The 26,739-nt window shown below is 68.3% G+C and carries 21 protein-coding genes and 1 CRISPR repeat array; of the genes, 8 read left to right on the forward strand and 13 right to left on the reverse strand.

Annotated features, from left to right (window positions below):
* Positions 1-3 precede the first annotated feature (3 nt).
* The 8 genes from QFW96_RS12850 to QFW96_RS12885 all read right to left on the reverse strand — a co-directional run bounded on the left by QFW96_RS12850 (position 4) and on the right by QFW96_RS12885 (position 8,595).
* On the reverse strand, positions 4-459 hold the full coding sequence (locus tag QFW96_RS12850) for a hypothetical protein (protein ID WP_281455834.1): 456 nt from the start codon (positions 457-459) through the stop codon (positions 4-6).
* The gene (locus QFW96_RS12855) at positions 456-1,733 is read right to left on the reverse strand and encodes an RAMP superfamily CRISPR-associated protein (protein ID WP_281455835.1); all 1,278 of its coding nucleotides are present in this window, start codon (positions 1,731-1,733) and stop codon (positions 456-458) included. The genes QFW96_RS12850 and QFW96_RS12855 overlap by 4 nt, the downstream gene beginning before the upstream one ends.
* Complete coding sequence (locus tag QFW96_RS12860; protein WP_281455836.1) at positions 1,730-2,728, reverse strand: type III-B CRISPR module-associated Cmr3 family protein; 999 nt, start codon at positions 2,726-2,728, stop codon at positions 1,730-1,732. The genes QFW96_RS12855 and QFW96_RS12860 overlap by 4 nt, the downstream gene beginning before the upstream one ends.
* Entirely contained in the window at positions 2,725-3,288 is a 564-nt protein-coding gene (locus tag QFW96_RS12865; protein ID WP_281455837.1) for an RAMP superfamily CRISPR-associated protein, read from the reverse strand. Before QFW96_RS12865 ends, QFW96_RS12860 begins: the two co-directional genes overlap by 4 nt.
* Positions 3,275-4,663 carry a Cas10/Cmr2 second palm domain-containing protein gene (locus QFW96_RS12870; RefSeq protein WP_281455838.1) on the reverse strand — a complete coding sequence of 463 codons (1,389 nt, stop codon included), beginning with the start codon at positions 4,661-4,663 and terminating at the stop codon, positions 3,275-3,277. Before QFW96_RS12870 ends, QFW96_RS12865 begins: the two co-directional genes overlap by 14 nt.
* Complete coding sequence (locus QFW96_RS12875; RefSeq protein ID WP_281455839.1) at positions 4,660-6,615, reverse strand: TIGR03986 family type III CRISPR-associated RAMP protein; 1,956 nt, start codon at positions 6,613-6,615, stop codon at positions 4,660-4,662. The genes QFW96_RS12870 and QFW96_RS12875 overlap by 4 nt, the downstream gene beginning before the upstream one ends.
* Positions 6,616-6,795: 180 nt before the next feature.
* Entirely contained in the window at positions 6,796-7,518 is a 723-nt protein-coding gene (locus tag QFW96_RS12880) for a haloacid dehalogenase type II (RefSeq protein ID WP_281455840.1), read from the reverse strand.
* A gap of 75 nt (positions 7,519-7,593) precedes the next feature.
* Positions 7,594-8,595 (reverse strand): aldo/keto reductase family protein, encoded by a 1,002-nt coding sequence (locus QFW96_RS12885; protein ID WP_281455841.1) that lies wholly within the window; start codon positions 8,593-8,595, stop codon positions 7,594-7,596.
* A gap of 1,283 nt (positions 8,596-9,878) precedes the next feature.
* Here QFW96_RS12885 and QFW96_RS12890 point away from each other — a divergent pair.
* Both QFW96_RS12890 and QFW96_RS12895 read left to right on the forward strand, forming a co-directional pair.
* Positions 9,879-11,084, forward strand: coding sequence for a helix-turn-helix domain-containing protein (locus tag QFW96_RS12890; protein WP_281455842.1), 1,206 nt, complete (start codon positions 9,879-9,881; stop codon positions 11,082-11,084).
* Between the two features lie 1,146 nt (positions 11,085-12,230).
* Positions 12,231-12,776 carry a hypothetical protein gene (locus QFW96_RS12895; RefSeq protein WP_281455843.1) on the forward strand — a complete coding sequence of 182 codons (546 nt, stop codon included), beginning with the start codon at positions 12,231-12,233 and terminating at the stop codon, positions 12,774-12,776.
* Between the two features lie 196 nt (positions 12,777-12,972).
* Positions 12,973-13,608: direct repeats of the CRISPR family, unit length 36 nt; unit sequence CTGTCACCGGCCTCCACGGCCGGTCCTCATTGCCAC.
* 203 nt (positions 13,609-13,811) lie between these two features.
* On the opposite strand, the gene QFW96_RS12900 is transcribed toward QFW96_RS12895, so the two are convergent.
* Positions 13,812-15,635: a glycoside hydrolase family 3 protein gene (locus QFW96_RS12900; RefSeq protein WP_281455844.1), complete on the reverse strand. Its 1,824-nt coding sequence runs from the start codon at positions 15,633-15,635 to the stop codon at positions 13,812-13,814.
* 323 nt (positions 15,636-15,958) lie between these two features.
* On the opposite strand from QFW96_RS12900, the gene QFW96_RS12905 reads away from it, so the two are divergent.
* Positions 15,959-17,398 (forward strand): glycoside hydrolase family 30 protein, encoded by a 1,440-nt coding sequence (locus QFW96_RS12905; RefSeq protein WP_281455845.1) that lies wholly within the window; start codon positions 15,959-15,961, stop codon positions 17,396-17,398.
* A 45-nt stretch (positions 17,399-17,443) separates the two neighbouring features.
* Here the strand turns inward: QFW96_RS12905 and QFW96_RS12910 are convergent, their stop codons facing one another.
* Positions 17,444-18,640 carry a cytochrome P450 gene (locus QFW96_RS12910; protein WP_281455846.1) on the reverse strand — a complete coding sequence of 399 codons (1,197 nt, stop codon included), beginning with the start codon at positions 18,638-18,640 and terminating at the stop codon, positions 17,444-17,446.
* Positions 18,641-18,856: 216 nt separating this feature from the next.
* Between QFW96_RS12910 and QFW96_RS12915 the strand changes: the two genes are divergently transcribed.
* Positions 18,857-20,296, forward strand: a complete 1,440-nt coding sequence (locus tag QFW96_RS12915; protein WP_281455847.1) for a serine/threonine-protein kinase — start codon at positions 18,857-18,859, stop codon at positions 20,294-20,296.
* A gap of 1 nt (position 20,297) precedes the next feature.
* On the opposite strand, the gene QFW96_RS12920 is transcribed toward QFW96_RS12915, so the two are convergent.
* Both QFW96_RS12920 and QFW96_RS12925 read right to left on the reverse strand, forming a co-directional pair.
* Positions 20,298-20,951: a response regulator transcription factor gene (locus QFW96_RS12920; protein WP_281455848.1), complete on the reverse strand. Its 654-nt coding sequence runs from the start codon at positions 20,949-20,951 to the stop codon at positions 20,298-20,300.
* Positions 20,948-22,042 carry a sensor histidine kinase gene (locus QFW96_RS12925; RefSeq protein ID WP_281455849.1) on the reverse strand — a complete coding sequence of 365 codons (1,095 nt, stop codon included), beginning with the start codon at positions 22,040-22,042 and terminating at the stop codon, positions 20,948-20,950. The genes QFW96_RS12920 and QFW96_RS12925 overlap by 4 nt, the downstream gene beginning before the upstream one ends.
* Positions 22,043-22,248: 206 nt before the next feature.
* Between QFW96_RS12925 and QFW96_RS12930 the strand changes: the two genes are divergently transcribed.
* From QFW96_RS12930 to QFW96_RS12940, 3 genes are read left to right on the forward strand one after another with little or no spacing between them, the layout of a single operon-like run.
* The gene (locus tag QFW96_RS12930) at positions 22,249-23,253 is read left to right on the forward strand and encodes a substrate-binding domain-containing protein (protein ID WP_281455850.1); all 1,005 of its coding nucleotides are present in this window, start codon (positions 22,249-22,251) and stop codon (positions 23,251-23,253) included.
* On the forward strand, positions 23,250-24,227 hold the full coding sequence (locus QFW96_RS12935) for an ABC transporter permease (protein ID WP_281455851.1): 978 nt from the start codon (positions 23,250-23,252) through the stop codon (positions 24,225-24,227). The genes QFW96_RS12930 and QFW96_RS12935 overlap by 4 nt, the downstream gene beginning before the upstream one ends.
* Positions 24,224-24,982: an ATP-binding cassette domain-containing protein gene (locus QFW96_RS12940; RefSeq protein ID WP_281455852.1), complete on the forward strand. Its 759-nt coding sequence runs from the start codon at positions 24,224-24,226 to the stop codon at positions 24,980-24,982. Before QFW96_RS12935 ends, QFW96_RS12940 begins: the two co-directional genes overlap by 4 nt.
* Positions 24,983-25,041: 59 nt before the next feature.
* Here QFW96_RS12940 and QFW96_RS12945 read toward each other — a convergent pair whose 3' ends face one another.
* On the reverse strand, positions 25,042-25,239 hold the full coding sequence (locus tag QFW96_RS12945) for a hypothetical protein (protein WP_281455853.1): 198 nt from the start codon (positions 25,237-25,239) through the stop codon (positions 25,042-25,044).
* 138 nt (positions 25,240-25,377) lie between these two features.
* On the opposite strand from QFW96_RS12945, the gene QFW96_RS12950 reads away from it, so the two are divergent.
* Positions 25,378-26,571, forward strand: a complete 1,194-nt coding sequence (locus QFW96_RS12950) for a dipeptidase (protein ID WP_281455854.1) — start codon at positions 25,378-25,380, stop codon at positions 26,569-26,571.
* Positions 26,572-26,739 lie beyond the last annotated feature (168 nt).

Raw genomic sequence — 26,739 nt, forward strand, 5'->3', positions numbered from 1 at the left:
TCGCTAGCTCGGGGACGATTCTGAGCGCGACAGTGTGTCCGAGGTACCGATGAACGGTGCGGGAACTGCGACGTCCGGTACGAGCTGGATGCTGTCTCCACCCAGCAGGCCTGACGTGCCCCGGTACTGCTTTGTCCGCTTATCCCGCTTCTTCCAGTGGACAACCGCCTGGATGCTGGGCTCCGGGATGCTTCGAGTCGTCCATTCGGGCAGCACCAGGTTTTCGAGGGTGAGGACGGCGGCCCACCAGTGCGGCGTGTCGAGGCGGACGCGGAGCCAGGTTCCCGCTCGCCATCCCCACAGGTGGCTCGTGGCCGGTGGGTCTTCCGGGAAGGGCTCCTGGTGGAAGCCGTTGTTGTCCGCCCACGCCGCAGTGCAGCCCGAGGTGATCGTGACCAGGTCACGCCATTGGTCGTGCCGTCGTTTCCCGCTGCCGATGAGCTGCCAGTTCGTGCTCATGCTGCCTCCGAAGCGAAGATCGCCGTCAAGTCGGTGAGCGCGGGTGGACTGCCGTGGAGACGAACTGTGCCGTACCCGGCTGTTGTCCTGCCGCCAATGCCGATCAAGCCGTCGTGGAGGTCGCGTATCACCGCTTTGAGAAGTGCCTTGTCGAGCTCGTTGACCCGGTCGGAGCGACCTGAGTCGTGATCGGGTTCGAACTCCTCGATACGGACCTCAAAGCTTCCGTGTGTGACGACCTCGTCGGTGAAGAGCAGCTGATCGCGCGCTCCGCCGGTAAACCGGTCGAGAACGACGTGCTTCCGCTCCTCGGCGGGGTCTTGCTCAGCGGAGATCGGGGCGTCGTAGAAGACGATCTTCGACCGGCGCGCGTCCCGCGTTTTCCCGGCATAGCCGAACAAACGGCAGGGTCTGCAGCGCCCGCACATCTGGTCCAGGCACGCGTCGTGTCCGAGAACGCGGCAGATGTATTCGGCGCGCGACCGGAAAACGCCTTTGAGGGTGGAACCGGGGACCACGTAGGAATCACCGTCGCGGACAACGCTGTTGACCTTCGAGGACTCGCCGTCGTACTGCTCGCCGGTTCCCACGTGCAGAGGCTCGACGATCTTGAACACGACTTCTTCGTCGAGCAGTGGTCGGGGCTCGTACCGGGACGTGCCGAGATCACGCGGTTCCGGGTGCTGCGCTGCGGAGCTGTCCTGGATCCAGGCGAGAAGACCGTCCGGGTCGCCGAGGTCGTAGATCTGCTCGCCCAGACCGACGACGGTGCAGACGCCGGCGCCGACGCTGCTGCCGCGGCCGATCCGTGGCCGCCACCGCATGAGGTGCTCTTTGAAAGGCTCCCAACGTTCGTCGGGAGCGTCCCACCTCAGCACGATCTCGAACGTCGTGCCCCTCGGGAGGCGTTCGATGCCGTGCAGGTGGAGGTTGGCCGGTCCGCCGCGTTCCCTGTCGATCGCGGTGCGCCGGCGGGGCACCGCGTCCGCCGAGGGTGTGCAGGTTGTGCCGAGGATCTGGATGGCCGAAGCGGCCGGCTTCTCTTCGCCGGGTTCCCCGCCGAAGAGCGGGGCCGTGCCGTCCCCGGCGAACTCGGTTCGCGTGCGGCAGTGGGCGCGGAGACTTCCGGCCACGGTCGTCCCCGGGAGGTGCGGGTGCCCGTTGGTCAGTTTGCGCAAGGGGAGAATCTCGTCAGCCGTGGCGAGCGCCTCGGGTGCGGTGACACCACCAGAGGTTTCCAAGCGCAACTTGACGGAGATGATCGCTGTCTTCATCGGGCTCCCATGGTGCGGAAGGACTCCGGGTTGTACTTGTAGAGCGCACCGAACCCTTCTCGGCGGCGGAGGCCGACACCGCGGGCTGCGAGTTCTTCGCGTGCGGGCTTCGGAACCGCGGCCTCGAACCGGAGCCTGTAGGTGGATCCGGCGGCCACGGCCCGCTCGGTGGGTTTGGGAAGACCGCTGGCAGCGTGCCAGCCACCGGCATCGGTCCACCGGGACCAGTAGTCCACCAAGGTGATCTCCTTCATGCCCAGCACCGAACGGATCTCTTCCAAGTCCGGGATCTCGGTGGGCATGCCGAACTCGTCGACGAACAACCCGGGAGAGGCGAGCCGGAGAATCACCTCGTTGCCGCTGGCCTGGACAGCGGTTGCCCGGGTTCCTCTCTCGAACGAGATGGTCGCGGCACCGCGCACGCCGCGACGGGATCCGAGCAGCAGTTCCTTCACTCGAACCGCATCATCGGTAAGCGCACCAACAGCGGGGCCGTACAGCCATCCCTCGAGCTGCAGACCCGCATCGAGCTCCTGCTGACTGAACAGGTAGCCGTCTTCGGCCACGCCGTTGGTGTCGAGTCTGGTCATCGTGCGCGACGTGATCGAGACGGAGCCGTGAGCCTGTCCCTTGCTTGCCTCGTACTCGCTACCGCAGTGGGAACACCTTTCCGGGTGCACTTCTTCTGGATCGGCGGCGTCCCAGCTGAGCGTGCAGTCCTCGAGCGGTACGTGTTTGTGGAGGTGGACCGAGATCGGGATCGGCAAGCTCTGCGAACTGTGCAGCGGTCCGAAGCTGCCCTCGCCTTCGAAAACGTCGAGGAACTTCTCCGAGGTCGGGTCGATGCCTTTTTGCCGCCACACCGCGGCGATCGCCCCGCGCAGAACCGAACCAGGGATGTGGTCGTAAACCTCCTGCCGGTAGTCCGGGCGAGCGTACTTGACCGGAGCGACCGGCTCATCCAGCTTGATGTTGACTTTGACGTAGTCGCTCATTCCGCCTCCTGCGGGGAGAGTTGCGCGCGGAGTCGCAGGAACGTCTCAACAGCGTCGCGGTCCAGCGGGTGATCGCACGACAAGGAGACCCAGCCGAGCCCACGACGCCGGTTCGCGCCGAGGGACCGCGTCGCCTGCGCGGAGATCGCCAATACCCGCAGGTGCGTTTCGAGCTCGTCGGGATCGATGTGTCCGCGCTGGGTGATGCTGAAGGCGGCCGTGGTTGCGCCGGTCTGCTCGCTGATCCCGAGCATGTCCGGACGTGCCGTATGGGTCGCCGGGTCGATCGCGACGCGTGCCGCCGCCGTGGTGGGCTGCCAGTCGGCGGTGGCCGCGGACCAGCGCCACGGGCATTCGTAGGTGTGCGAGCCGAACACCTTCTCGACCCAGAGCGCGTTCTCACCGAGCAGGAGTTTCGCCGTCCCCCGCATCACACCCTTGAGACTCGTGCTGGGAAGCGGGTTCTTGGCGTCGATCGCCGCATCGATACCCGCACGGGCGTGGCCGGTCGAGACCCGGAACGGGCCGTGGAACGTGATGGTGAGATCAAGCCGGTTCATCGGACCTCCACCAGCGAACGATGCTCAAGGCCTGCGCGATGCGGAGCGGGCCGGTGATGAACGGCTCGATCACGTCCCGGTGGTCCAACCGCTGCGCCTGCTGCAATAGCAGGTCCTCGTTGGCCTGCGCGTAGTCCAGCAACGTGAGTCGTTGCGAGGCGCTGAGCCCGAAGAGCTTGTTCAGAGGCCCGAAGCAGTCCTGGAAGTCCTCGAGCGTCAGGAACGGCTGGCCCGGTAGCATTTCTGGTCCTTCATGCGTGATGTCGTGCCACGCCAAGGCTGGTTTGGCACGTCCGTGACGTTTGGAGTGCTTGAGCAGCGCGTCGGCGAGCTCGATGACGTCCGCGAACGGTGTGGTGTGGTGGTGGATGACCACACCGGCTGAAATGGACGGGGTTTCGAGGTGGCCGAGTCCTGCCTCATTGAGAGCGGTACCGAGGTGTTCGCTGAACTTCTCCAGCAAGGTTCGCGTGAACCGCCACGCCTTGTGAGCGGGCACGCTCACCAGCACGTCGTCGCCCCCGACGAGGTGCGCGATGATCGGGAGAACAGGCGTGTCCCCGGTGTCAATGCTGGTGACAGCGTCAATGAGTGAGGACCACGTGGCCGAACTGATCGCTCCCGGAAGTTCGAAGGTCGTCGCGTCAGAATCCGGTTCCTGCAGTTTGCGAAGGGATCTGCCGAGACGGCCGATGGCGTTGCCGTCCGCGTACACGGTGGCGAGGTGGGTGTTGTCCTGGACCTCACCGAGCTCGGCGAGGGACTTGGTCCTGTCCGGAACCTTGCGACCGGGGAGCAGTTCGAGCAGATCCTTCTCCGGGCCGGGTTCCTCGCCGGGTTTGCCAGTCGAATAGCCCCCGTCAGGAAGTCGCTGGATGCACCCGATGCACAGGTCCTTGAACGGGGTCTGACCGCTGTCGTCGGGTACCCTGATCGCCTCGTGCGTGGCGGGCAACCGGTGGCACCAGTCGCAGACCTTCGCCATCGGCCATTCCAACACCACCGCCGGCCATTCGAAACTCTGGGACGATCCCGCACTGTGGTGCGCCGACAACCAGTCCTTGCCCTCGCAGTGCTGAGTTTTCAGCGACGCGCCCGGAAGCTTCGCCTGCAGGTGGCGGACGACATGCCGTTCGACGTCTTTCTTCTTCGAGTCATCGAGGATGCGGAGCGGGATGACGCCGTCGATGTGCCCGGCCTCGTCGCAACGCAATGCTGCGGACTCCAATCCCAGTTCGCGCAGCATTTGCCGAACGGCCTCGGGTTCGGTGGCTTTGCGGATCATGGTGGAGGCGCCCCGGCGGGCGTGGAGGTTGGGAGCGAGAGTCAGCCAGGATTGCACTCGGATGACACCGACGTCGAGGAATGTCTTCATCGCTCCCGCTTCTTCGCCTGTGCAGCCTCGTCATTGGCATCGGTGATGGCCGGAAGGGTCTGGTCGCCCGAGTCGAGCTTCGGCAATGAGGTGAGTGGGAACTCGCGGGCGGGTTGGTATTTGGTGGCTTTCAACGAGATCCCGCTGGTGTAGGTGAAGAATTCGAAAGGGGTCGCTGAATCGGCTGCTTCGGATCTCGGACCCGGTGGGTACGAGACCTTGCGCGGATCGCTGATCGTGTCAGGCGAGAGCACCTTGCTGATCAGGGGATCCCACTGCTCGACGACTGACGGGATGGTGGCCTGCGCCCACGCGCGGAAGGCGGAGACATAGGCGGACTGATCGACAGATTGCGGCTGCGGGGCCGGTCCGTACCTGCTGCTGGAACGCCAGACGACGCTGGACTGCTCGTCAACTTCGACCGTGCACGAGCCATACCCGACCGGACGGCCACCCCCGATGTGTTGCCACGCCTCCGTCCCGCCCAGGCAACCGGGTTGCAGCGCGGCGAGCAGGCTCCCGAGCTGCTGTTCGTCGATGTCGGTGAAGGACAACCTCGCGGTGTACACGGCACCTTGGTCGACCACGTGCGCGGACCGCGACATGTTCTTGTTGCTGGGCACTCTTTCGTCACCGCGAGCCGGTGTCGCTCGTCCGTCGGGAAGTTTCGTGTGCCAGTAGTACTTCCGTCCGCGAAGCATTCTGGGGCTGTCGGCATCAGCCTGAGACCCCCATTCGCGGAGCGGCCGACCTCTCGTTGTCCGGCTCTCGAACGCGTCGTTGACGAGGTAGAACTGTCCGGTACCGGGACGCGGTGCACCCAACGGTGGCAGTACGACCTTCCGGGTGGTGACTTCGCCTTGGGCGGTCGCATCACCGAAGCGGACGTGCCCCCGGTAGGAGTGTTGCTCGGCCCGTTCGCGGGTGTCTCGCTCGGTCTCCGCTGAACCGAACAGGCGGCAGCTGGGGCAGAGGTCATCGCTCTTGGTGCAGGGACGCAGTCCCGGGGGAATCCGCTCGCTCGCGGGCTCTCCTTGGAGGTGACGCCAGATCATCCCCAGCCGAAGGGCGACGATCTCGTTCCCGTTCATCACAGCCCACACCGGCTGACCTGGAGTCAACTTCCGGCTCGCGAGGTACCGGTGACCGACGGTCTTGTTGCCGAGCTGCACCGGCTCGGTCTGCTGACCGGGCGTCCTGTTGACCAGCTGCGCGGTACGCAGGTCGTCAGCGCCGGCCACTGCCAAGAGATAGCGGTTCCAGACCTCGGGCGACACCGTGACCAGGTCCGCTTGACTCGTGGGCTTGAGCGGTGCCCGCCGGATCTGGGCGGAGTAGGGCTTCTTCGAGCTTCCCGGACGCGCTGCGGTGATGAACACGACCCAATCGCCTTGAGGATTGTGGTTCGCCTCGATGACGGCACCAGAACCGGGATCGAACTTGACATCAAGCCGGGCACCGGAGGTGAGCGCCTTCTCGTCGTTCAGCTGCACCAGCTTGTCCTGTTTGACGCGCAGCCGGAGCGAAGCGTTCTTGCCCGACTTCTCGCACAGGCGCAGGACTGGGGGAGAGTTCTCGTCCGCGTGCTCGTCCACGATGGCCATGCGCACGTCGCCGATCTGCTCACCCGACGAAGAATCCCGGTATGCGGGGCAGAAGTCGCTGTTGAAGACTCGGAGGCACCCGCCGACAAGTGTCTCGTGCAACGAGCGGATCGCGCCTTTGAGGGCGGACCCGGGGATGAACGGCGTTCCGTCGGAACGGCGCGGTACGTCGGTCTGCCGGGAGGTGATATCTCGTAGCAGGAGTGGCGTCCGCGTCGTGATGGTCACCTGGAGGAAACCGGAGAGGAGGTCACCGTTGCCAGCGTGACCGTGCGGTGTACCGCGGGGTGCGGGTTCATCCGGGAAAGGAACGAACGTATAGGGATTGATGAAGGACCCCTCGGCCAAGTACTGCCTCCCGCAAGAGTGTCGAGGACACCGGACGCACCGCAACGCCCGCTCTCGAACGCGGAAGGTTACCGAATGAACCCCGAGCGTGATGGCCTTTCCTCAAAACTTGATCAAAGTCCCTGGTTAGGGAAGCGGACCGTGTGCAGTCACCGGGTGCCGCGGCGGTGAACGACCGCCTCAGCTGGGTTCGTGTTCGGCAAGCTGGACGGCAAGGTCGGCGATGTCGCGGGCGATCACGTCCCACGGGCCCGTTGCGTGGAGGTCTTCGCGCTGGTCCGGGCCGTACTCCGTCGGGCGGGGGACGAATGCCGTCCGCAGCCCGGCCTTCTTGGCGGCTTCGAGGTCTGCGTTGTGGGCGGCGCACAGCATCACGCGCTCGGGTGGCAGGTGGAGGAGGTCGGCGGTGCGCAGGTACGCGCCCGGGTCGGGCTTGTAGGTGCGGGTGATGTCGGAGCCGATGATCACGTCCCACGGCAGGCCCGCGTGCTTGGCCATGTTGGTCAGCAGGGCGGTGTGGCCGTTGGACAGCGGTCCGATGATGAAGTCCCGCTTGATCTCGGTGAGGCCTGGAACGCTGTCGGGCCAGGCGGGAACGCGGTGCCACGCCCGGTTCAGCCAGTCCACATCGGACGGTTCGCGGTCCAGGGGGAGGCCGAACTCGGCTGCGGTGGCTTCGAGGTTCTCGCGGTGCAGCACGTCGAGGTCGACGAAGCCTCGCTCGCCGCGGCGGACCGGTGCCATCGACGGCAGGTACCGGCCTCGCCAGGCGAGGGCGAACGCGTTCGCGTCGACGGCGTCCCCGGCGAACTCGGTGACGGCTTGCGCGATGCCGGTTCTCCAGTCGACGACGGTGCCGAAGGTGTCGAACAGCACCGCGTCCACCAGGCGTTTCGGTCGCATCGTCGCCCTCCCGGGTCGTGGTCAACGGTCGCAGGTTACGAGCTCGTCGGCGCTCCCGGAAGGGCGACGCGGCGGTCAGCTGCGGGACTTCGGCGCGTTCTCCGCGGTTTTGCCGGGATCGGTGACCACGACCGGCGCGAGGATCTCGTTCATCTTCGCCACCAGGTCCGCGTCCAGCCGCACTCCCGCGGCCACGGCGTTCTCCGACACCTGCTCGGGCCGGGAGGCGCCGATGATCGCGGCCGAGACGTTGTCGTTCTGCAGCACCCACGCCACCGCCAGCTGGGTCAGCGTCAGGCCGGCTTCCTCGGCGAGGGGTTTGAGCAGTTGGACGCGTTCCAGGACCTCGTCGCGCAGGTAGCGGGCCACGAAGGTGGAGCCGCGCTCGTCGGTGGCGCGCGAACCCTCCGGCGGCGCGGCGCCCGGCAGGTACTTGCCGGTCAGCACGCCCTGGGCGATGGGGGAGAACACGATCTGCCCGATTCCCAGCTCGCGGGACGCGGGCACGACCTCGCCCTCGATGACCCGCCACAACGCGGAGTACTGGGGCTGGTTCGACACCAGCGGGATCCGAAGCTCCCGGGCCAGCTGGTGGCCTTCGCGGATCTGCTCGGCGGTCCACTCGGAAACACCGATGTAATGGGCTTTTCCGCTGCGGACGACGTCGGCGAAGGCTTCCATCGTCTCCTCCAGGGGAGTCTCCGGATCGTAGCGGTGCGCCTGGTAGAGGTCGACGTAGTCGGTCTGCAGCCTGCGCAGCGAGTTGTCGATCGACTCCATGATGTGCTTGCGGGACAGCCCGCGGTCGTTCTTGCCCTCGCCCATCGGGTGGTAGACCTTCGTGAAGATCTCCAGCCCCTCGCGGCGCTCCGAGCGCAACGCCCGCCCGAGGACTTCCTCGGCGCGCCCACCTGCGTAGACGTCAGCGGTGTCGAAGCTGGTGATGCCGTTGTTCAGCGCGGCCCGCACGCACGCCACGGCGGCGTTCTCCTCGACCTGGGAGCCGTGCGTGATCCAGTTGCCGTAGACCAGCTCGCTGATGATCATGCCGCTGCTGCCCAGATGCCGGTACTGCATTCGCGTCCTCCTGGTTGCCTCGAAGCGCAAGCCGCCGTTCGCAGCATAAGCCGTTGCTCCACCCGATCGGCTAACTCGCATTCGATCATCGCAGGTCAGGCGCCTATTTGCGATCAACGGAGGGTGTTCGGCGGGAGAAATCCCTTGCGTAAACGCCAGGTAACCGCCAAGGTATCGATCGCAGCCCGTGCTTCGGCCGGGTGTGCGGCCTGGCGAGACAACGGAGTCCCGCCAGGCGTCGAAAGTTCCAGGGCCGATGTGCGACGACGCCCGGCCCTACGGAGTCGAAGAGGATTTTTCCTGGTGCGCAACATCCGCCGGCAACGGACCGCCGACGAAGACAGGGCGGGCACCACCCGCCTCCTCCTCCGAGCCGCCTGGCTACAACTCTTCACCTCCTTCGTACGCTGACCACCTGGACGAGGGGTGTCCAGTTCTTCGAGGTGCGTGTCTGATCGGCATCGTTGAACCCTCGCGAAGTCCGTCCGCTCGGTGCGCGTTGCGCCTGGTCCTCTGCGGTCCTGCTGATGCGCGGTCGCCGTACGAGCGGACGGCTTCGCGAGCGGTCCAGCGGTGACCGTCCCAGGCGTAGGTGCTCGCATGTCGAATTCCTAGGTCAAGGCGTTGGTGGCTGAGTGTAAGATCGTCTAGGTTGGTCGTGCGCGATCTCCAATGGGGGTCGCTCGCCTTGATCTTTGAAAACCCAGGTCAGACCCGGTGGATTTGGACAGCCCCGTCACCGGCCTCCCCGGCCGGTCCTCATTGCCACTCTTGGGTTCGAGGTTGGTGCGGCGGTAGTGGCTGTTGGCCGTCACCGGCCTCCCCGGCCGGTCCTCATTGCCACCAGATGCAGTGAGTTCGACCAGCTCAGAGCTCGCGGCCGTCACCGGCCGGTCCTCATTGCCACATCACTTCCTCGGGCGACCACGACCCGCCTCCCACTCCTGTCACCGGCCTCCCCGGCCGGTCCCCATTGCCACAAGTCGGGAATTGCCACGGAGTGGCCGAGTATGCGTCTGTCACCGGCCTCCCCGGCCGGTCCCCATTGCCACTCCGGGCGGACAACGGTGGGTAGGAGGTCGGTGTCCCGGACCGTCACCGGCCTCCCTGGCCGGTCCCCATTGCCACTCGACCAGCGGGTGTTCGGGGTAGCCGCATGTCCTGATGCCGTCACCGGCCTCCCCGGCCGGTCCCCATTGCAACGTTGCCAAGCCGGACCCGGGTTCTCTGCTCGGTAGGTTCACTCGGCGTCATCTGTCGGTGTCTTCGCCTACGCTCTATTCATGTCTTCCTCGGTGGGAGCAAGGATTCGGTTGGCGCGGGAGCGCGTCGGGATGAGTCGTCGTGTGCTGGGTGGGCTCGTTGAGCGGTCGGCCGAGTGGGTGAAGGCGGTCGAGACGGGCCGGTTGCAGACGCCGAAGTTATCGATGCTCGCCAAGATCGCGCACGCGCTCGACGTGCGGGACCTGGCCGAGCTCACCGGAAACGGGGACGCGGTCTCGGTCTCCAAGTACGGTCCGGCCGCGGCCCACGCCGCGCTTCACGACGTTCAGGAGGCGTTGACGGAATATCGGCTGAAGCCGGAGTCGCGCGCGGTGGATCTGGCGCATCTGCGGGAGCGGCTGGCAGGTGCGTGGAAGGTTCGGCACGCTTCGCCGGATCACCGCACGCGCCTCGGCGAACTGCTGCCCGCGTTGATCCGCGACGCCCCAACCGCTGTCCGCGCACGTCAAGGCCCGCAACGACGCGAGGCGCGACGCGTCCTGGCGGGTGTTTACCGGCTCGCGGACTTCTACGTGGCGTTCCAGCCCGCGCCGGAACTGGTGTGGCTGGTCGCGGACCGCGCCGTCACCGAGGCGCAGGAAACCGACGACCCGTACGAGATGGCGGCGAGCGCGTGGGCGCTGGTGCAGGCGTTGCGCGAGTCGGGGCGCTGGGAGGAGGCGATCAGCGTGGCCACCGACGGCATCGCCCAGGTCGAACCCCACCTCGACTCGTGCCCGGACGACTGGCGGGGCATCGTCGGCGCGCTGCACGCGGAGAACGCCCTCACCTGCGCCCGTCAAGGCCGGCACGGTGAAGCCTGGCGGCACTGGGAAGCAGCGAACCGGTTCGCCCAACGGCTCGGAACCGAATACCGCCATGTGCAAACGAGTTTCGGTCTGCCCGTGATGAAGGCCAACGCCGTCACCCTCGGCGTGGAACTCCGCCGCGCGGGAGAAGCGCGACGCGCAGCCGACTTCGACCCGGCCGACATCGCCTCCGTTCCACGTCGTGCCCGGCACCTCATCGAGGTCGCCAGGGTGCACGACCTGCAAGGAGATCGGGACACCACGCTCGCGATCCTCGACCGCTCGGTGCGAACCGCTCCCGAGACGGCCCGCTTCAACGGATGGGCGCGCGAACTCACGCACTCCCTGCTCGCCCAACCACCCACGGGCCAGGCCGCGGTCGTCCGTTCCCTCGCCACCCGCATCGGCGTCCACTGATCGGGTGGAGGTACGAAACGTACCCGATTCCCCCTGCGGCGGGCCGATGTTGAGGGCATGACTGGAACAACTCTGGGGGCGGTCGCGCGGCGGTGGCTGCCGTCGCCGTCACTGCGAGACGTCGAAACCCACCTCGTCGTGGAAGGCGAGCCGACCGCCGCGTGCGGACAACCGGTGATGTGGGCGGAACCCGGGCACCCCACGACCCGACGCCCCCGCTGCAAGACCTGCGAGCGCCCACGATGACCACTCGCGAAGCGGCACTGGCTATCGCTCTCCGCCAAACCCAATGGCTCCTCGACGAAGCAGCCTATGACGCCGGGGGCGGACGCCTCACCGGGCAGGACTGCCAACAACTCGGCCAACACCTCCGAGACCTCGCGGAGGTTCTCGACACCTACCCAGCGCCCGCAATCCCGACGAAGAGGCTCACGCAGTGACGCTGGCTCGCGCTCAGCTCAAGCCAGCAGAACAGGCGATCGAGCTGTGCGAGCGGTCCAGCGGTGACCGTCCCAGGCGTAGCCGCTCGCACGCCCTTTTCGCAGGTCAGGAGCCTGGTGGCTGGGTGTAAGATCGTCTAGGTTGGTTGTGCGCGATCTCCATTGGGGGTCGCTCGCCTTGATCTTTGAAAACCCAGGTCAGACCCGGTGGATTTGGACAGCCCCGTCACCGGCCTCCCCGGCCGGTCCTCATTGCCACACTCGCGCGAGAACCCAGGTCTTGAGCTCTGTTTTCGTCCGTCACCGGCCTCCCCGGCCGGTCCTCATTGCCACCCTCTAGGGGGCGCCAACGCTGCGCCGGTAGATCATTCCGTCACCGGCCTCCCCGGCCGGTCCTCATTGCCACTAGAAGAGCGTGCCCTTCTTGTCGTGCATCACGGCGCGCTGTCACCGGCCTCTCCGGCCGGTCCTCATTGCCACATGACTTCGTTCGTCTTGCCAACGCCACCTTTGTTCTGCCACTGGCATATCCGACCGGTGCTCGTTGCCGCGTGACTGCCGCAGCCTTCTTCTGTTCGTGCTTGGCGGGCCGTCTGTCGCCATCCCGACGACTCAGGTGGGTGCATTTTGCCTGGTCGAGGGGCATCAGCTGATCGTGTGATGGCTAGGCTGGGTGGTTCTTGGTGGTGGAATGAGGTGGTTCCTCGTGTCTGACAAGGCTCTTGGTAAGCGGGTTCGGGAGTTGCGGGGGCGGTTGTTCAGCCCGCCGGGCTTGTCGGTGTACGGATCGTTGGTGCTCACCGCAGCGACCGCGGCCGCACGTGCGCGGAAGAACGGGCGTGCGCGGAGCCTGCTTGCCGAGAGTTCCGAGGTCGCGCACCGGATCGACGAGGATCGGCAGGGCTACCAGACCGCGTTCGGTCCGTCGCAAGTTGCGATGCAGAGTGTCGATGTCGGTGTGCAGACCGAGGAATTCGGCGACGTTCTCACCGCCGCTCGCGGCATGCCCAACGCGGGAGCAGCCCTGTCTCTGGCAGCCAGGGCTCGGCACCTCACCGACCGGGCACTGGCGCACACCCGGCTGGGACAGTACGACAAAGCCGCCAACTTCGTCCTCACCGCTGAGCAGATGGCGCCGGACTGGGCCAAGCATCAGACGCTCCTCAAATCCGTCACCCGCGATCTGCTCGGCACCCGCGAGTCCCGGACACCCCGACTCCGCAGCATGGCCGGACGCATCGGCGTCCGATAGTCGAACGTCAGGCCGCTCCATGCGAGCGGCCCAGCGGTGACCGTTCCAGGCGTGGCCGCTCGCTTACCGTTTTCACAGGTCATGGCGTTGGTGGTCGGGTGTAAGATCGTCTAAGTTGGTTCTGCGCGATCTCCAAGAGGGGTCGCTCGCCTTGATCTTTGAAAACGCAGGTCAGACCCGCTGCATTTGGATAGCCCTGTCACCGGCCTCCACGGCCGGACCTCATTGCCACCAGGGTCTCGGCTGCCGGGTCTTGGGTGCCGACACCCTGTCACCGGCCTCCACGGCCGGACCTCATTGCCACACCGCTGGCGCGGTGTCGATGGTCGGTGTGCTCAAACGGCTGTCACCGGCCTCCACGGCCGGTCCTCATTGCCACGCGGGCGTCGGGGCGGTGCTTGTCCAGTGTGCAGAACTGTCACCGGCCTCCACGGCCGGTCCTCATTGCCACCCAAGCGGTTCGTGCTCGTTTTCTGGATTGAGCGCCACGACTGTCACCGGCCTCCACGGCCGGTCCTCATTGCCACCCGGCTGCTGAGGTCTTCGGTCCCGGTGTGGCCGCAGCTGCTGTCACCGGCCTCCACGGCCGGTCCTCATTGCCACGGGATGATCTCGGCGATCAGGTTGACGGCGTGCTCGCTGGCGTCTGTCACCGGCCTCCACAGCCGGTCCTCATTGCCACGAACTTCCTCAGTTGAGCTGCTGATGATGTCGTCGGCTGCTGTCACCGGTCTCCTCGGCCGGTCCTCATTGCCACCTCAGCAACTCGGGCGCGACGGCCTCCAGCGGCTCCCAACTGTCACCGGCCTCCCCGTCCGGTCCCCATTGCGACGACTTGGTCCCGTGCAGGTCGTAGATCCGGATGTGCGGCTGTTACCGGTCTACCGGGCCGGTTCTTGTCGCGAGCGCAGGAAGCCGAGTACTTTGCGCATCGCGTACAGCAACGGCCATTGTCGGTTTTTGCGGTGATGCTTTCGGCACAAAGAAATCCCCTGGCCACCACGTGGTGACCAGGGGATTTCCAGAATCGTCAGGTCAGTACGTCAGGCCGAAGCCGTAGGGGAACAGGGGTTTTTGGCCGTCTCCGTCGTTGATGGGTTGTTGGTCTGCCGAGGTCATCCACGTCATGGGGAGGGTGGCCGTCGGGTTGTGGTCTCCGAAGAGGACGTCGGCGACGCCGGCTCCTTCGGTGCCGGGGAGCCAGGAGGCGAGGAGGGCGTCCCAGCGGGGGAGGTGTTCGGCGATGTCCAGGGGGCGGCCGGAGACCGTGACGGCGATGACCGGGACTCCGCTGTCCTCCAGCTTCTTCAACGTGGCCAGGTCCTCCTGGTCGAGGCCCATGCCGGAGGGGCGGTCGCCCTGGCCTTCGGCGTACGGGGTTTCGCCGACGACCGCGATCGCGGCGCGGTAGGAGGAGTCGATGCCTTCGCCGTTGCGGTCGTAGGTGACTTCCGTGCTCTTCGCGGCGTCCCGGATGCCTTGCAGGATCGTGCTTCCCGGGGTGATGGGGCCGCTCTCGCCCTGCCAGCTGATGGTCCAGCCGCCGGACTGGTTGCCGATGTCGTCGGCGTTCTTGCCCGCCACGAACAGCTTTCCGCCGTCCTTGGCCAGCGGCAGCACGCCGCCGTCGTTCTTGAGCAGGACCTGGGACTTGCGGACCGCGTCGCGGGCCAGGGCGCGGTGCTCGGGGCTGCCGACCGTGCCGGTGAACTGGCGGTCCGTGTAGGGGTTCTCGAACAGGCCGAGCTCGAACTTCTTGGTGAGGATGCGGCGATTCGCGTCGTCGATGCGCGACATCGGGACGTTGCCGTTCTCCACCTCGCCGCGCAGCAGCTCGGTGAACTTCTGCCAGTCGTTCGGCACCATGATCATGTCGAGGCCGGAGTTGATCGCGGTGGCGACCTCCTCGGCGGTGAAGCCCAGCTGGCCGTCGATCTGGTCGATCGCGTCGTAGTCGGAGATCACGAAGCCCTGGAAACCCAGCTCGCCCTTGAGCACGTCGTTGATCAGGTACGAGTGGGCGTGCAGCTTCAGGCCGTTCCAGCTGCTGTAGGAGATCATCACCGAACCGACGCCGCGGTTGATCGCCTCCTGGAACGGGGGCAGGTGGATGCGGCGCAGCTCCTGCTCGTCGATCTCGGTGTTGCCCTGGTCGTCACCGCCCGTGGTGCCACCGTCGCCGATGTAGTGCTTGGCCGTGGCCAGCACCGAACCCGGGGCGTTGAGCGCCTCGCCCTGCAGGCCGTCGACGGCCGTCGCGTTTGCCGTGGGCCGCTCCGGGGTTTCGCCGAAGGACTCGTAGGTGCGTCCCCAGCGGTCGTTGCGGGCCACGCACAGGCACGGGGCGAAGTCCCAGTCGATGCCGGTGCCGGAGATCTCCTCGGCGGTCGCACGGCCGATGTCCTCCGTCAGCTGCGGGTCGTTGGCCGCGCCCAGACCGATGTTGTGCGGGAAGATCGTCGCGCCGTGCACGTTGTTGTGCCCGTGCACCGCGTCCACGCCGTAGATCAGCGGGATGCCCAGCGGGGTCGAGGTCGCCGCGCGCTGGTACTCGTCGTACATGTCCGCCCAGGACTCCGCCGTGTTGGGTTCCGGGGCCGAACCGCCGCCGCTGAGCACCGAACCCAGCGACGCGGACGCCGCCGTCCGCGGATCGGCTGCGACCCGCTCGGCCTGGGTCATCTGACCGATCTTGTCCTGCAACGACATCCGCGACAGCAGGTCCTCGACCCGGTCCGGGATCGGTGCCGACGCGTCCTGGTAGGTCGGGGCAGCGGCGGCCACCGTCGGGGTGATCAGCGCCGTGCACGCGAGCGCGGCACCGATCGCCGCCACGCGCATTCGTCTGCTGAAGGTCATGAACGCATCTCCTCCGCGTTGAGAAAACACAAAAGGCATTCGCCGAGACGGCAATCCGAAATGTTTCGGAATTCACCTGCGCGGCGAATGCGACCGAACCGATCCAGTTCGGGGGTGTCGCCGTGAGGTCGGGTTTGTCGCGATTGCCGAACATAGCACCGCGCCAACGAATCCGGCCTCGTTGGCGAGAGTTCGACACCTTTCGTCGGAAAGGCGCACTCGTGTTCACCGAAATGCACGATCGGACGGGAAATGCCACGTGCGCCGGAGTCGAAATCGGCGAACAATTCCGCCGTGACGAACTCGGCCGAGAGGACATCGCGATGAGGCGAACCCGACCCCGGCGCAGCCGCGCCGCACTGCTCGCCGGCGCGCTGCTGCTGGGAACCGCTGCGGGCGTCGCGCCCGGTGGTGCTGCGCCGGTCGTGCAGGTGTGGGAGACCACCGGCGACAAGAGCAAGCTGCTCGAACGCCAGGAGGACGAGGAGTTCGGCTCCGGCGGCACCGCCGAGACGATCATCGACGTCGACCCGGCCACCACCTACCAGACCGTCGACGGGTTCGGGGCCGCCTTCACCGACTCGGCCGCCTCGCTCGTCGCCAACGACCTCGACCAGGGTGCGCGCGACGAGCTGATGAACAACCTTTTCGGCGCCAACGGGATCGGGCTCAGCATGCTCCGGCAACCGCTGGGCGCCAGCGACTTCGCCACCGCCGACTCCGGTGACTACACCTTCGACGACACCTGCTGCGACCTCGGCGACTTCTCGACCGCGCACGACGACGCCTACATCCTGCCGCTGCTGCGGCAGGCCAAGCAGATCAACCCCGATCTGAAGGTGATGGGCACGCCGTGGAGCGCGCCCGCCTGGATGAAGACCAACGACAACGTCGACGGCGGAGAGCTCAAGTCCGAGAACCACGGCGTCTTCGCCGACTACCTCGTGAAGACCGCCCGGGCCTACTCGGACGCGGGCGTGCCGCTGGACTTCCTGAGCGTCCAGAACGAGCCCTACCACCCCGAATCCGGCGACGGTTCCGCCGGATACCCGTCGATGCACATGAGCCCCGAGCAGCAGGCCGCCGTCATCGGCGACGAGATCGGACCGAAGTTCGCCGAATCAGGGCTGGGCACGCAACTGCTGGCGTGGGACCACAACTGGTCGCACCCCGAGTACCCGGGTGCCGTCGTCGACGACCCCGAAGCCGGGCCGCACGTGGCCGGGGCGGCGTTCCACTGCTACGAGGGCGACGTGTCGGGGCAGAGCGAGTTCCAGCAGGCCCACCCCGACAAGGGCGTGTGGCTCACCGAGTGCTCCGGCGGCGACTGGTCGCCCGACTTCGCGCAGAACCTCAAGTGGCAGACGCAGAACCTCGTCATCGGCGGCACCCGCAACGGCGCCAAGGGCGTCGCGCTGTGGAACGTGGCGCTCGACCAGGACCACGGGCCCACCAACGGCGGCTGCTCGGACTGCCGCGGCGTGGTCACCGTCGACACCGGCAGCGGGCAGGTCACCTACAACGAGGAGTACTACGTCCTCGGCCACGTCGCGAAGTTCGTGAAACCCGGTGCGCAGCGGGTGGAGTCGACCAGCAACCCCGGCGGGATCGAGACCGTCGCCTTCCGCAACACGGACGGCTCGATCGCGCTGCTGGCGCTCAACGCCTCGGACTCGGAGCAGACGTTCCAGATCCGCTCCGGAGGGCAGAGCTTCGAGCACTCGCTCCCCGCGGGAGCCGTGACGACCTTCGCGTGGTCCTGACGGGGGCGGGGGAAGTTTTCATGAAAACTTCCCCGTCACGAGAGATCACCGGTCGACGGCGACGACCATGCCTCGGAGCTCGTAGCCGCCGATGGCGTCGTTGAACGACACCCTCGGCGGGGTCTGGAGGCGCACGCCGGGGAGGGCGAACAGGCGGGTCAGGAAGACGTCGGTCTCCTGGATCGCGATGTTGTTGCCGGGGCAGCGGTGCGCGCCGTCGCCGAACGACAGGCCCGGGGCCGTGGCCTCGGTGAGCTCGCGGTGCGGGCAGACCTGCAGCGGCTTGTCGCCGAACGCCGCGGTGTCGGTGTTGGTGCTGGTCACGTCGATGTCGATGACCTCGCCCGTCGGCACCGCGTGCGTCTCGCCGTCCTCACCGGGCAGCTCGATCGGGGCCGTGGCGCGGCGCCGCAGGTTCGACACCACCGGCTCCAGGCGCAGGAACTCGTGCAGGATCGCCAGGCGCTCCGGTTCCTCGGCGTTGACGTAGCGCTCGCGCAGGGCGTCGTCGTCGAACAGGTGCCAGGCCGCCAGGTTCACGAACTCGCGCGTGGTCACCATGCCCGCGGCGGCGACCGTGATGCACTCGCCGAGGATCTCCGCCGACGAGCAGCCGTCGGCCAGGAGGTGCGAGATGAGGTCGTCCTGCGGCTGCTTGCGTCGGGCGCGCACCGCGGGCAGCACGTCCGCGAAGTAGATGCCTCCCCAGTTCACCGCCTGCCGCCACACCCAGTACAGGCCGTGCAGGCTGGTGAAACCGGGCTCGCCGAACTCCTCCGGGAAGAACCTCTCCAGCCGTCCGGCGAGGCCCGGCTTGCTCTCGGTCAGCCCGATCACCGCGCACGCCACGCCGATCGCCAGCTCGAAGCTCAGCTCCGAGAGCACCGCGTTGCCGTGGGTGGTCAGCTTGGCCAGCTGCTCGTCGCTGACCCGCTCCATGATCCCGCGGTAGGACTCGTCGACCTTGCGGGGAGTGAAGTACTTGGCCGTCTGCCTGCGGTGCTCGCGGTGCTCGGGCCCGTCCCGGTAGAGGACGGGGCGGCGGATCTTGGCGGGCATCTTCTCGACGGTCTCCACGCCGAGGCCGGCCTGGACCGTGTCGGTGCTGCGCAGGGCCGCGCGGGCGGCGGCGTGACCGCGAACCCGCCACACGCCGTCGGAGCCCCGGCTCACCGGGCATCCCCCGGTGTCCTGCTCGCGTTCGATCTTGCGCGCGTCGGTGTCGTCGTCGGTCGTCGACATGGTGGGGACCGGTCCTTTCCCGAAGCCGGTGGAGGAACATGATCTTTCCTCACCTTTGGTAGCAGGACCGTGACCGCCCGCGCACCGGGAATCCTGGCTTCGTAGCGGAAACTTCACCGAGCGCAGCAGCCGTTGGGCGGATCGGGCGGTGGGCCGTGCACTGCGCGCTGAGTAACCCAATAGGATGACCGAAACGTCGGACGAGGAGCAGCAACCGTGCAGTCGCAGTTCGGCCCGTACCGGGTGGAGGGCGTCATCGCCCGCGGGGGGATGGGCGAGATCCTGCGCGCCTACGACACCCGCCACGACCGCATCGTCGCGTTGAAGCTGCTCGCCCCGCACCTGGCGGCCGACCGGGAGTTCCGCGAGCGGTTCAAGCGCGAGGCCCACGCCGCAGGCCGCCTCAACGAACCGCACGTCATCCCGATCCACGGCTACGGCGAGATCGACGGCCGCCTCTACCTGGACATGCGGCTGGTCGAGGGCGAGGACCTCGGTGCCCGGCTCAACGCCCACGGCCCGATGCACCCCAACGACGTGGTCCACGTGATCGAGCAGGTCGCCGCGGCGCTGGACGCCGCGCACGCCGCCCGCGTGGTGCACCGCGACGTCAAGCCGTCGAACGTGCTGCTCGGCGCAGGCGGCTTCGCCTACCTCGTGGACTTCGGCATCGCCGCCTCGATCCAGGACGCCACCAGCCGCACCTCCGGCAGCGTCACGATGGGCACCCTGGCCTACATGGCCCCGGAGCGCTTCGGCGACGCGCCCTCCGACCACCGGGTCGACGTCTACTCGCTGGCCTGCGTGCTCTACCAGTGCCTGACCGGCGCCAAGCCCTACGGCGTGACCAGCACCGAAGCGCTGATCTACGCCCACCTCAACCGCGAGCCCCCGAAGCCGTCGGAGTCGATGCCCGGCGTCCCGCCGGAGTTCGACCGCGTCGTGGCCACCGGCATGGCCAAGAACGCCGCCGACCGCTACAACACCGCCGGTGAGCTCGCCGCCGCCGCGCGCCGCGCGCTGCGCACCACCGCGCCCCTGGGCGCCGGGGGAGCCGCTGGATTCGACGACGGGCGGCGCCGATCCCGCTGGCCGATCGCGCTGGCGACCGTGGGCGCGGTGGCCGCGGTCGCCGGAGTCGCCGCCGCCGTGGTGACGCTGCGACCCGAGGCCACCGGCGGCCAGGCCACGCCGCTGCCGGCTCCGGCGCCCACGACGGCCCCGGTGACCAGCGCGCCGCCGACCACCTCGGCCGCGCCGACCACCACACCGGTGGTGATCTCGTCCTCGGTGCAGCCCGCACCTCCGCCGCCCGAGACGTCCCAACCGACGACCTCGCAGGCGCCGTACGAGGCCAGGGTCTGCAAGTCCATCAGCTACAAGGGCGAGAACCGCGGCACCGGCTGCTTCGACGCCGACGGCGACTACATCGCGGCCAAGGACACCAACAAGGACGGGTACTGGATCAAGACCCGCTCCGAGACCGGTTACCACCACACCGCCGAATGCCGCGACACCAGCAGCGAGGGCGACTACGTCAACTGCCGGCTGCAGCTCAAGCCGGACGGCTCGATGCGGATCATGGTGGAGCTCTGGGACGGCAACAAGAAGCTCGCCGACACGCCCTGGACCCGCTTCACCCCCATCAGCAAGTGATTCAGTCCACCAGGCCCGACTGGTAGGCGAAGACCACCAGCTGCGCGCGGTCCCGCGCCGCGAGCTTGACCATCGCGCGGCTGACGTGCGTGCGCGCCGTGGCCGGGCTGACGACCAGGCGCTGCGCGATCTCGTCGTTGCTCAACCCCTCGGCCACCAGCGCCAGCACCTCCCGCTCCCGGTCGGTGAGGGTGTGCAGCTGCGGGTGCGGCTGGTGGGAGCGCGGCGCGAGGGTGACGAACTCGCGCACCAGCTTGCGGGTGGCCGACGGCGCCAGCAGCGCCTCGCCCCCGGCGACCAGCCGGATCGCGCGCAGCAGCTCGACCGGGGTCGTGTCCTTGAGCAGGAAACCGCTGGCACCGGCGCGCAGCGCGCTGAAGACGTACTCGTCGATCTCGAAGGTCGTCAGCACGATCACCTTGGTCCCGGCCAGATCCGGGTCGGCGGTGATCCTGCGCGTCGCCTCCAGGCCGTCCACACCGGACATCCGGATGTCCATCAGCACCACGTCGGGCCGGGTTTCGCGGGCTCTGGCCACGGCTTCGAGCCCGTCGGCGGCCTCGCCGGCGCAGTGCAGGTCGTCCTCGGAGTCCAGCAGCGTGCGCAGACCGATGCGCACCAGGTCCTGGTCGTCGACGATGAGAACGCTGATCACGGCTGCTCTCCGATCGGCAGGCGGGCTCGCACCCGGAAGCGGCCGCCGGACGCGCCGGCGTCGAACTCGCCGCCCAGCGCCTCCACGCGGCGGCGCATCCCCGGGATGCCGAGGCCGTCGCCGCCGGTGGTGGCGGGGGAGGGGTTGGTGACCTCGATGCGGACCTCCTCGGGCGCGTAGTCGACGGTGACCTCCGCTCGTTGCTCGCGGCTGTGCCGCAGCACGTTGGTCAGCGACTCCTGCAGTATCCGGTACCCGGTGAGGTCGACGGCCTTGGGAAGGTCGGGCCGTTCGCCGCGCACGCGCAGCGCGACGTCCACACCGGCCTCCCGGGTGCGGTGGACGAGGTCGTGCACGCGCTCCAGGCCCGGTTCGGGACCTCGGCCGGTGCCGGTGCGGACCATCGCCAACGTCGCGCGCAGCTCGTCGAGGGCGTCGCTGCTGGTGCGGCTGATCGCGTCGAGCGCGATCTCGGCCTGCTCGGGCTTCTTCGGCAGCACGTGCAGCGCCACGTCGGCCTGCATCTTGATCGCCGCGAGCCCGTGCCCGACGACGTCGTGCACCTCCTGGGCGATGCGGAGCCGCTCGTCGTCGACGCGCTGCCGCAGCGCCTCGGCCCGATGACGCGCCACCGCCTCCGACTGCGTGCGCGCCACCAGTCCCGCGGCGAAGGGCACCAGGACCCACGCGGCCGCCGGGACCAGCCCCGTCCAGCCGGGGCCGGTGATCAGCGTGTGCGCCCACATCAGCGCGAGGACGACGCCCGCGGCGATCCCGGCGGTGCGCGGCGGCCGGTGCCGCGCGGCCGAGTACACCGCCACCAGCAGGGCGAGCAGGATCGGCCCGTAGCGGTAGCCGCTGATCAGGTAGCCGGTGACGGCCGCGGCCGCGATCCCGAGCACCACCAGCGGCAGCCGGCGCCGCCAGGCCAGCGCCAGCCCGGCGACCAGCACGAAGGCGATGCCGAGCCCGTCGAGGCCGCGCATCCCGTGCCCGCTCCACCGGCTCGCGGCGACGGTCCCGATCACGCCGACCGCGGTCACCAGCACGGCCAGCCCCACATCACCGACCCGAGGACGCAACGAACCCATGCCCACCAGTCTCGCCCACGCACCCCGCCTTGACGTCGCCTCGACACCGACATCGCGCCTACGCCCTCCGACGTATATGTCAACACGGTTGGTGGCGCCAGTGTTGATTGAAATCAACTCGCCATCACCGAACGGGGGAGTTGCCGGGAGGTTCGGATCGGCATGATCGCGTGGCGTCTTCGGAGCGGCCTCAACGTGGAGGACTCATGTTCGGAAGAGTTGTGAGCGTCGTCGTCGGACTGGCACTGCTGGCCACCGGGTGTTCCGCCGAGCGCGAGTGGGGCGGGGGAGCCTCCCCGGAGGGCGGCGTCGCCAAGATCGGGCTGGTCACCAAGACCGACACCAATCCCTACTTCGTGGACCTGCGAGCGGACGCCGAAGCGGCGGCCTCGGCCCGGGGAGCCGAGTTCATCGCGCTGGCCGGGCAGTTCGACGGGGACAACGACGGCCAGGTCCGCGCGATCGAGAACTTCATCCAGCAGGGCGTGAGCACCATCCTGATCACGCCGAACTCCTCCACCGGCGTCAACGACGCCCTCGCCCGCGCGCGGCAGACCGGCATCCTGGTGATCGCCCTCGACACCGCCACCGAGCCCCCCGACGCGGTCGACGCCACCATCGCCACCGACAACTTCGAAGCCGGACGACTCCAGGGCGCCTACGCCAAGGCCGCCCTCGGCGACCGGCCGCCGAAGGTCCTCATGATCGACGGCACCGCCGGGTCGTCGGTGAGCACGCTGCGGCACCAGGGATTCCTCGCCGGCATGGGCCTCGCCGAGGGCGCCCCGGAGATCCGCGGCACCACCAACGCCAACGGAGACCAGAGCCTCGCCCAGCAGGGCGCCGAGAACCTGCTGGCCCGCAGCAGCGACATCACCGCCGTCCACACCATGAACGAACCGACCGCGCGCGGCGTGCACGCGGCCCTGCAGTCGCGCGGGCTGGCCGGACAGGTCGTGATGGCCTCGATCGACGGCGGCTGCGAAGGCGTCGCCGCCGTCAAGTCCGGTCAGATCCGGGCCACCGTCATGCAGTTCCCCGACAAGATGGCGCAGCTGGGCGTCGACGCCGCCGTCGAGCACGCCCGCACCGGCGCCAAACCCGGTGGGTTCCAGGACACCGGCTCGGTGGTGATCACCGACCAGCCGATGCCCGGCATCCCCAGCCAACCCGTCGCCTGGGGCGAGCAGCACTGCTGGGGCGAGCGGTGACCGCTGCCGTCGAGGAACGCCTCAGCGCCCGCGAGTTCCTGCTGCGGGCACCTGCCGTCGGCCCCGCGCTGGCGCTGCTGCTGGCCGTCGCGGTGTTCTCGCTGACCACCGACACGTTCCTCGATCCCGACAACCTGTCGCTGGTGGTCCAGCAGTCGCTGGTGATCGGCACCCTCGCGCTGGGCCAGACGCTGATCATCCTCACCGGCGGCATCGATCTGGCCAACGCCTCCTCCGCCGTGGTGGCCACGCTGGTGATGGCGCTGCTCGTGCTCGCCGGGACACCTGGCGTGCTCGCCCTGCCTGCCGGCATCGCCACCACCGCTCTGATCGGGCTGGTGATCGGCGCGCTGGTCACCCGGTTCCGGCTGCCGCCGTTCATCGTCACGCTCGGCATGCTCACGATGCTCACCGCCATCGGGAAGCTGCTCGCCGACGGCGAGGCGGTGCCCACCGGCGACGGACTGCTGACCTGGCTGGGCACCCGCCGCTACCTGTTCGGCGGCATCGAGATCACCTACGGCATGACGCTGTGCCTGGTGCTGTACGCGGTGGTCTGGTACGCGCTGACCCGAACCGCTTGGGGCAGGCACGTCTACGCCGTGGGAAACGCGCCGGAAGCGGCGCGGTTGTCGGGCATCAAGGTCGACCGGACGTTGCTGTCGGTCTACCTCACCGCCGGGGTGATCTTCGGGATCGCCGCCTGGCAGGCGCTCGGCCGGGTCCCCAACGCCGATCCGAACGCCTACCAGCTGGGCAACCTCGACTCGATCACCGCGGTCGTGCTCGGCGGCACCAGCCTGTTCGGCGGACGCGGATCGGTGCTGGGCACGTTGATGGGAGCGCTGATCGTGGCGGTGCTGCGCTCCGGGCTCACCCAGCTCGGCGTCGACGCGCTCTACCAGGACGTGGCCACCGGTGCGCTGGTGATCGCCGCGGTGGTCTTCGACCGGCTGGCCAGGAGGCAACGATGAGCACACCGACGCTGTCGGCCACGGGCCTGAGCAAGCACTACGGGCGGGTCACCGCCATCGACGACGCCGAGTTCGAGGTCTTCCCCGGTGAGGTGCTGGCCGTGGTCGGCGACAACGGCGCGGGCAAGACCAGTCTGATCAAAGCGCTGTCCGGGGCGTTGATCCCGGACGCCGGGGAGATCCGGGTCGACGGGGAAGCGGTGCGCTTCCGGAGCCCCCTGGACGCGCGGCGCTGCGGCATCGAGACCGTCCACCAGGACCTGGCGCTGGCCCCGGCGCAGGACATCGCGACCAACATGTTCCTGGGGCGCGAACGCCGCAGGCCCGGGGTGCTGGGCGGGGTGCTGCGCGCGGTCGACCGGGCGCGGATGCGGGACGAGGCGCAGCGGGTGCTCGACGAGCTGGGGATCAAGGTGAAGTCGATCAGCCAGCCGGTGGAGACGCTCTCCGGCGGTCAGCGCCAGGGCGTCGCGGTGGCCCGCGCGGCGGCGTTCGGCAGCAAGGCCGTGATCATGGACGAGCCGACGGCGGCGCTGGGCGTGGCCGAGGCGGGCAAGGTCCTCGAACTCATCGACCGGATCCGCGAGCGAGGGCTTCCGGTCGTGCTGATCAGCCACAACCTGCCGCACGTGTTCGACATCGCCGACCGGATCCACGTGCACCGGCTCGGCAGGCGCGTCGGGCTCGTCTCACCGCGCACCCACGACATGAACCAGGTCGTCGAGCTGATCACCGGAGCGAGGGAGGCAGCGTAGGACGGACTTGCGAGGAGCGAGGTCCCGGGAGCGCGCCGCGGCCTCGACGGCTGAGCTCGTCAACTGTCGACGATGGAGTGGTACTCCGTGAGCTGCGCGACGTAGCCGTCGATCTGCTCGTCGAGCTCGGCGAGCCGGGCGCGCAGCCGTTGCGCTTGCTGCGTCGAGGCGCCGGGGAGCTGCGCCGCGAGGTGCCCGTACTCGGCCAGCACCGCGGGGAGGTTGCTGGTGTCCTGCTGCCTGGGAATTCGCTCCATATGCCGATGGTGCGGCCGAACGCCCGATTCGTCGATTCGATCTACGGCGTGGCTTCGAACCCTGGTCGGGTGATCTCGACGGGATATGCTCAGCCGGAACGACCGACCGGGTGAATCGAACCGGAACGAGGGAGTCCGATGAGCGAAGCGGACGTGGTGGCCCAGGCGCGGAACCTGCTCGAGGTGACGCCGGTGCTCGACGGCCACAACGACCTGCCCTGGGCGTTGCGCCAGCAGGTCCGCTACGACCTCGACCAGCGCGACATCGCCGCCGACCAGACCGGCAGGCTGCACACCGACCTCGCCCGGCTGGACGCCGGCGGCGTCGGCGGCCAGTTCTGGTCGGTCTACGTGCCGACCTCGCTGCAGGGCGACGACGCGGTGAGCGCGACGCTGGAGCAGATCGACTGCGTCAAGGCGCTCGCCGCCCGCTACCCGCACCGGCTGCGCTTGGCCAACACCGCCGACGAGGTCGAGGCCGCCCGCGCCGACGGCAAGATCGCCTCGCTGATGGGCGCCGAGGGCGGGCACTCCATCAACTGCTCGCTGGCGACCCTGCGGGCGTTCTACGACCTGGGCGTGCGCTACCTGACGCTGACCCACAACGACAACACCCCGTGGGCCGACTCGGCCACCGACGAGCCCGCCGCGAACGGCCTGACCCGCTTCGGCGAGGAGGTCGTGCGCGAGATGAACCGGATGGGCATGCTCGTCGACCTCTCGCACGTCGCCGCCGACACCATGCGCGACGCGCTGCGCGTCAGCCGGGCCCCGGTGCTGTTCTCGCACTCCTCCTCGCGCGCGGTGTGCACGCACCCGCGCAACATCCCCGACGACGTGCTCGCCCAGCTGCCCGGCAACGGTGGCGTGGCGATGGCGACGTTCGTGACCAAGTTCGTGCTGCAGGAGTCGGTGGACTGGACCGCCGCCGCGCAGCGCGAGCTGGTCGCCCAGGGCTTCGACGAGCTGGACAGCTCGGAGGCGGCCAAGGAGGTGCTGCGCAAGTTCGAGGAGGCCAACCCGCAGCCGACGGCCACCGCCAAGACCGTGGCCGATCACCTCGACCACATGCGGGAGGTCGCCGGGATCGACCACATCGGCGTCGGCGGCGACTTCGACGGCACGATGTTCCTGCCGGAGGACCTCGACGACGTCTCCGGTTACCCGAACCTCATCGCCGAGCTGTTGGACCGCGGCTGGTCGGAGACCGATCTGGGCAAGCTGACCTGGCACAACGGCGTGCGCGTGCTGCGCGACGCCGAGCGGGTGGCCGCGGAGCTGCAGCGGACCGAGTCGCCGTCGATCGCCACCATCGACGAGCTCGACGCCTGATCCGAGCGGGCTTCGCGCCCGCGGCACCACACCTCCGCTGCGCCGACCCGGTGATCCGGGTCGGCGCAGCGTCGTCTCCTCCGTCGCAGTCGGTAGTCGACTGGTCCAAAGTGGTCAGGTCGTGCCACTCGATCCGGCCACCTGCTGGCGAGTCGGCGCGAGCCCGTT

This window comes from Saccharopolyspora ipomoeae, assembly GCF_029952525.1.
In the GTDB taxonomy this organism is placed as follows: Bacteria; Actinomycetota; Actinomycetes; order Mycobacteriales; family Pseudonocardiaceae; genus Saccharopolyspora; species Saccharopolyspora ipomoeae.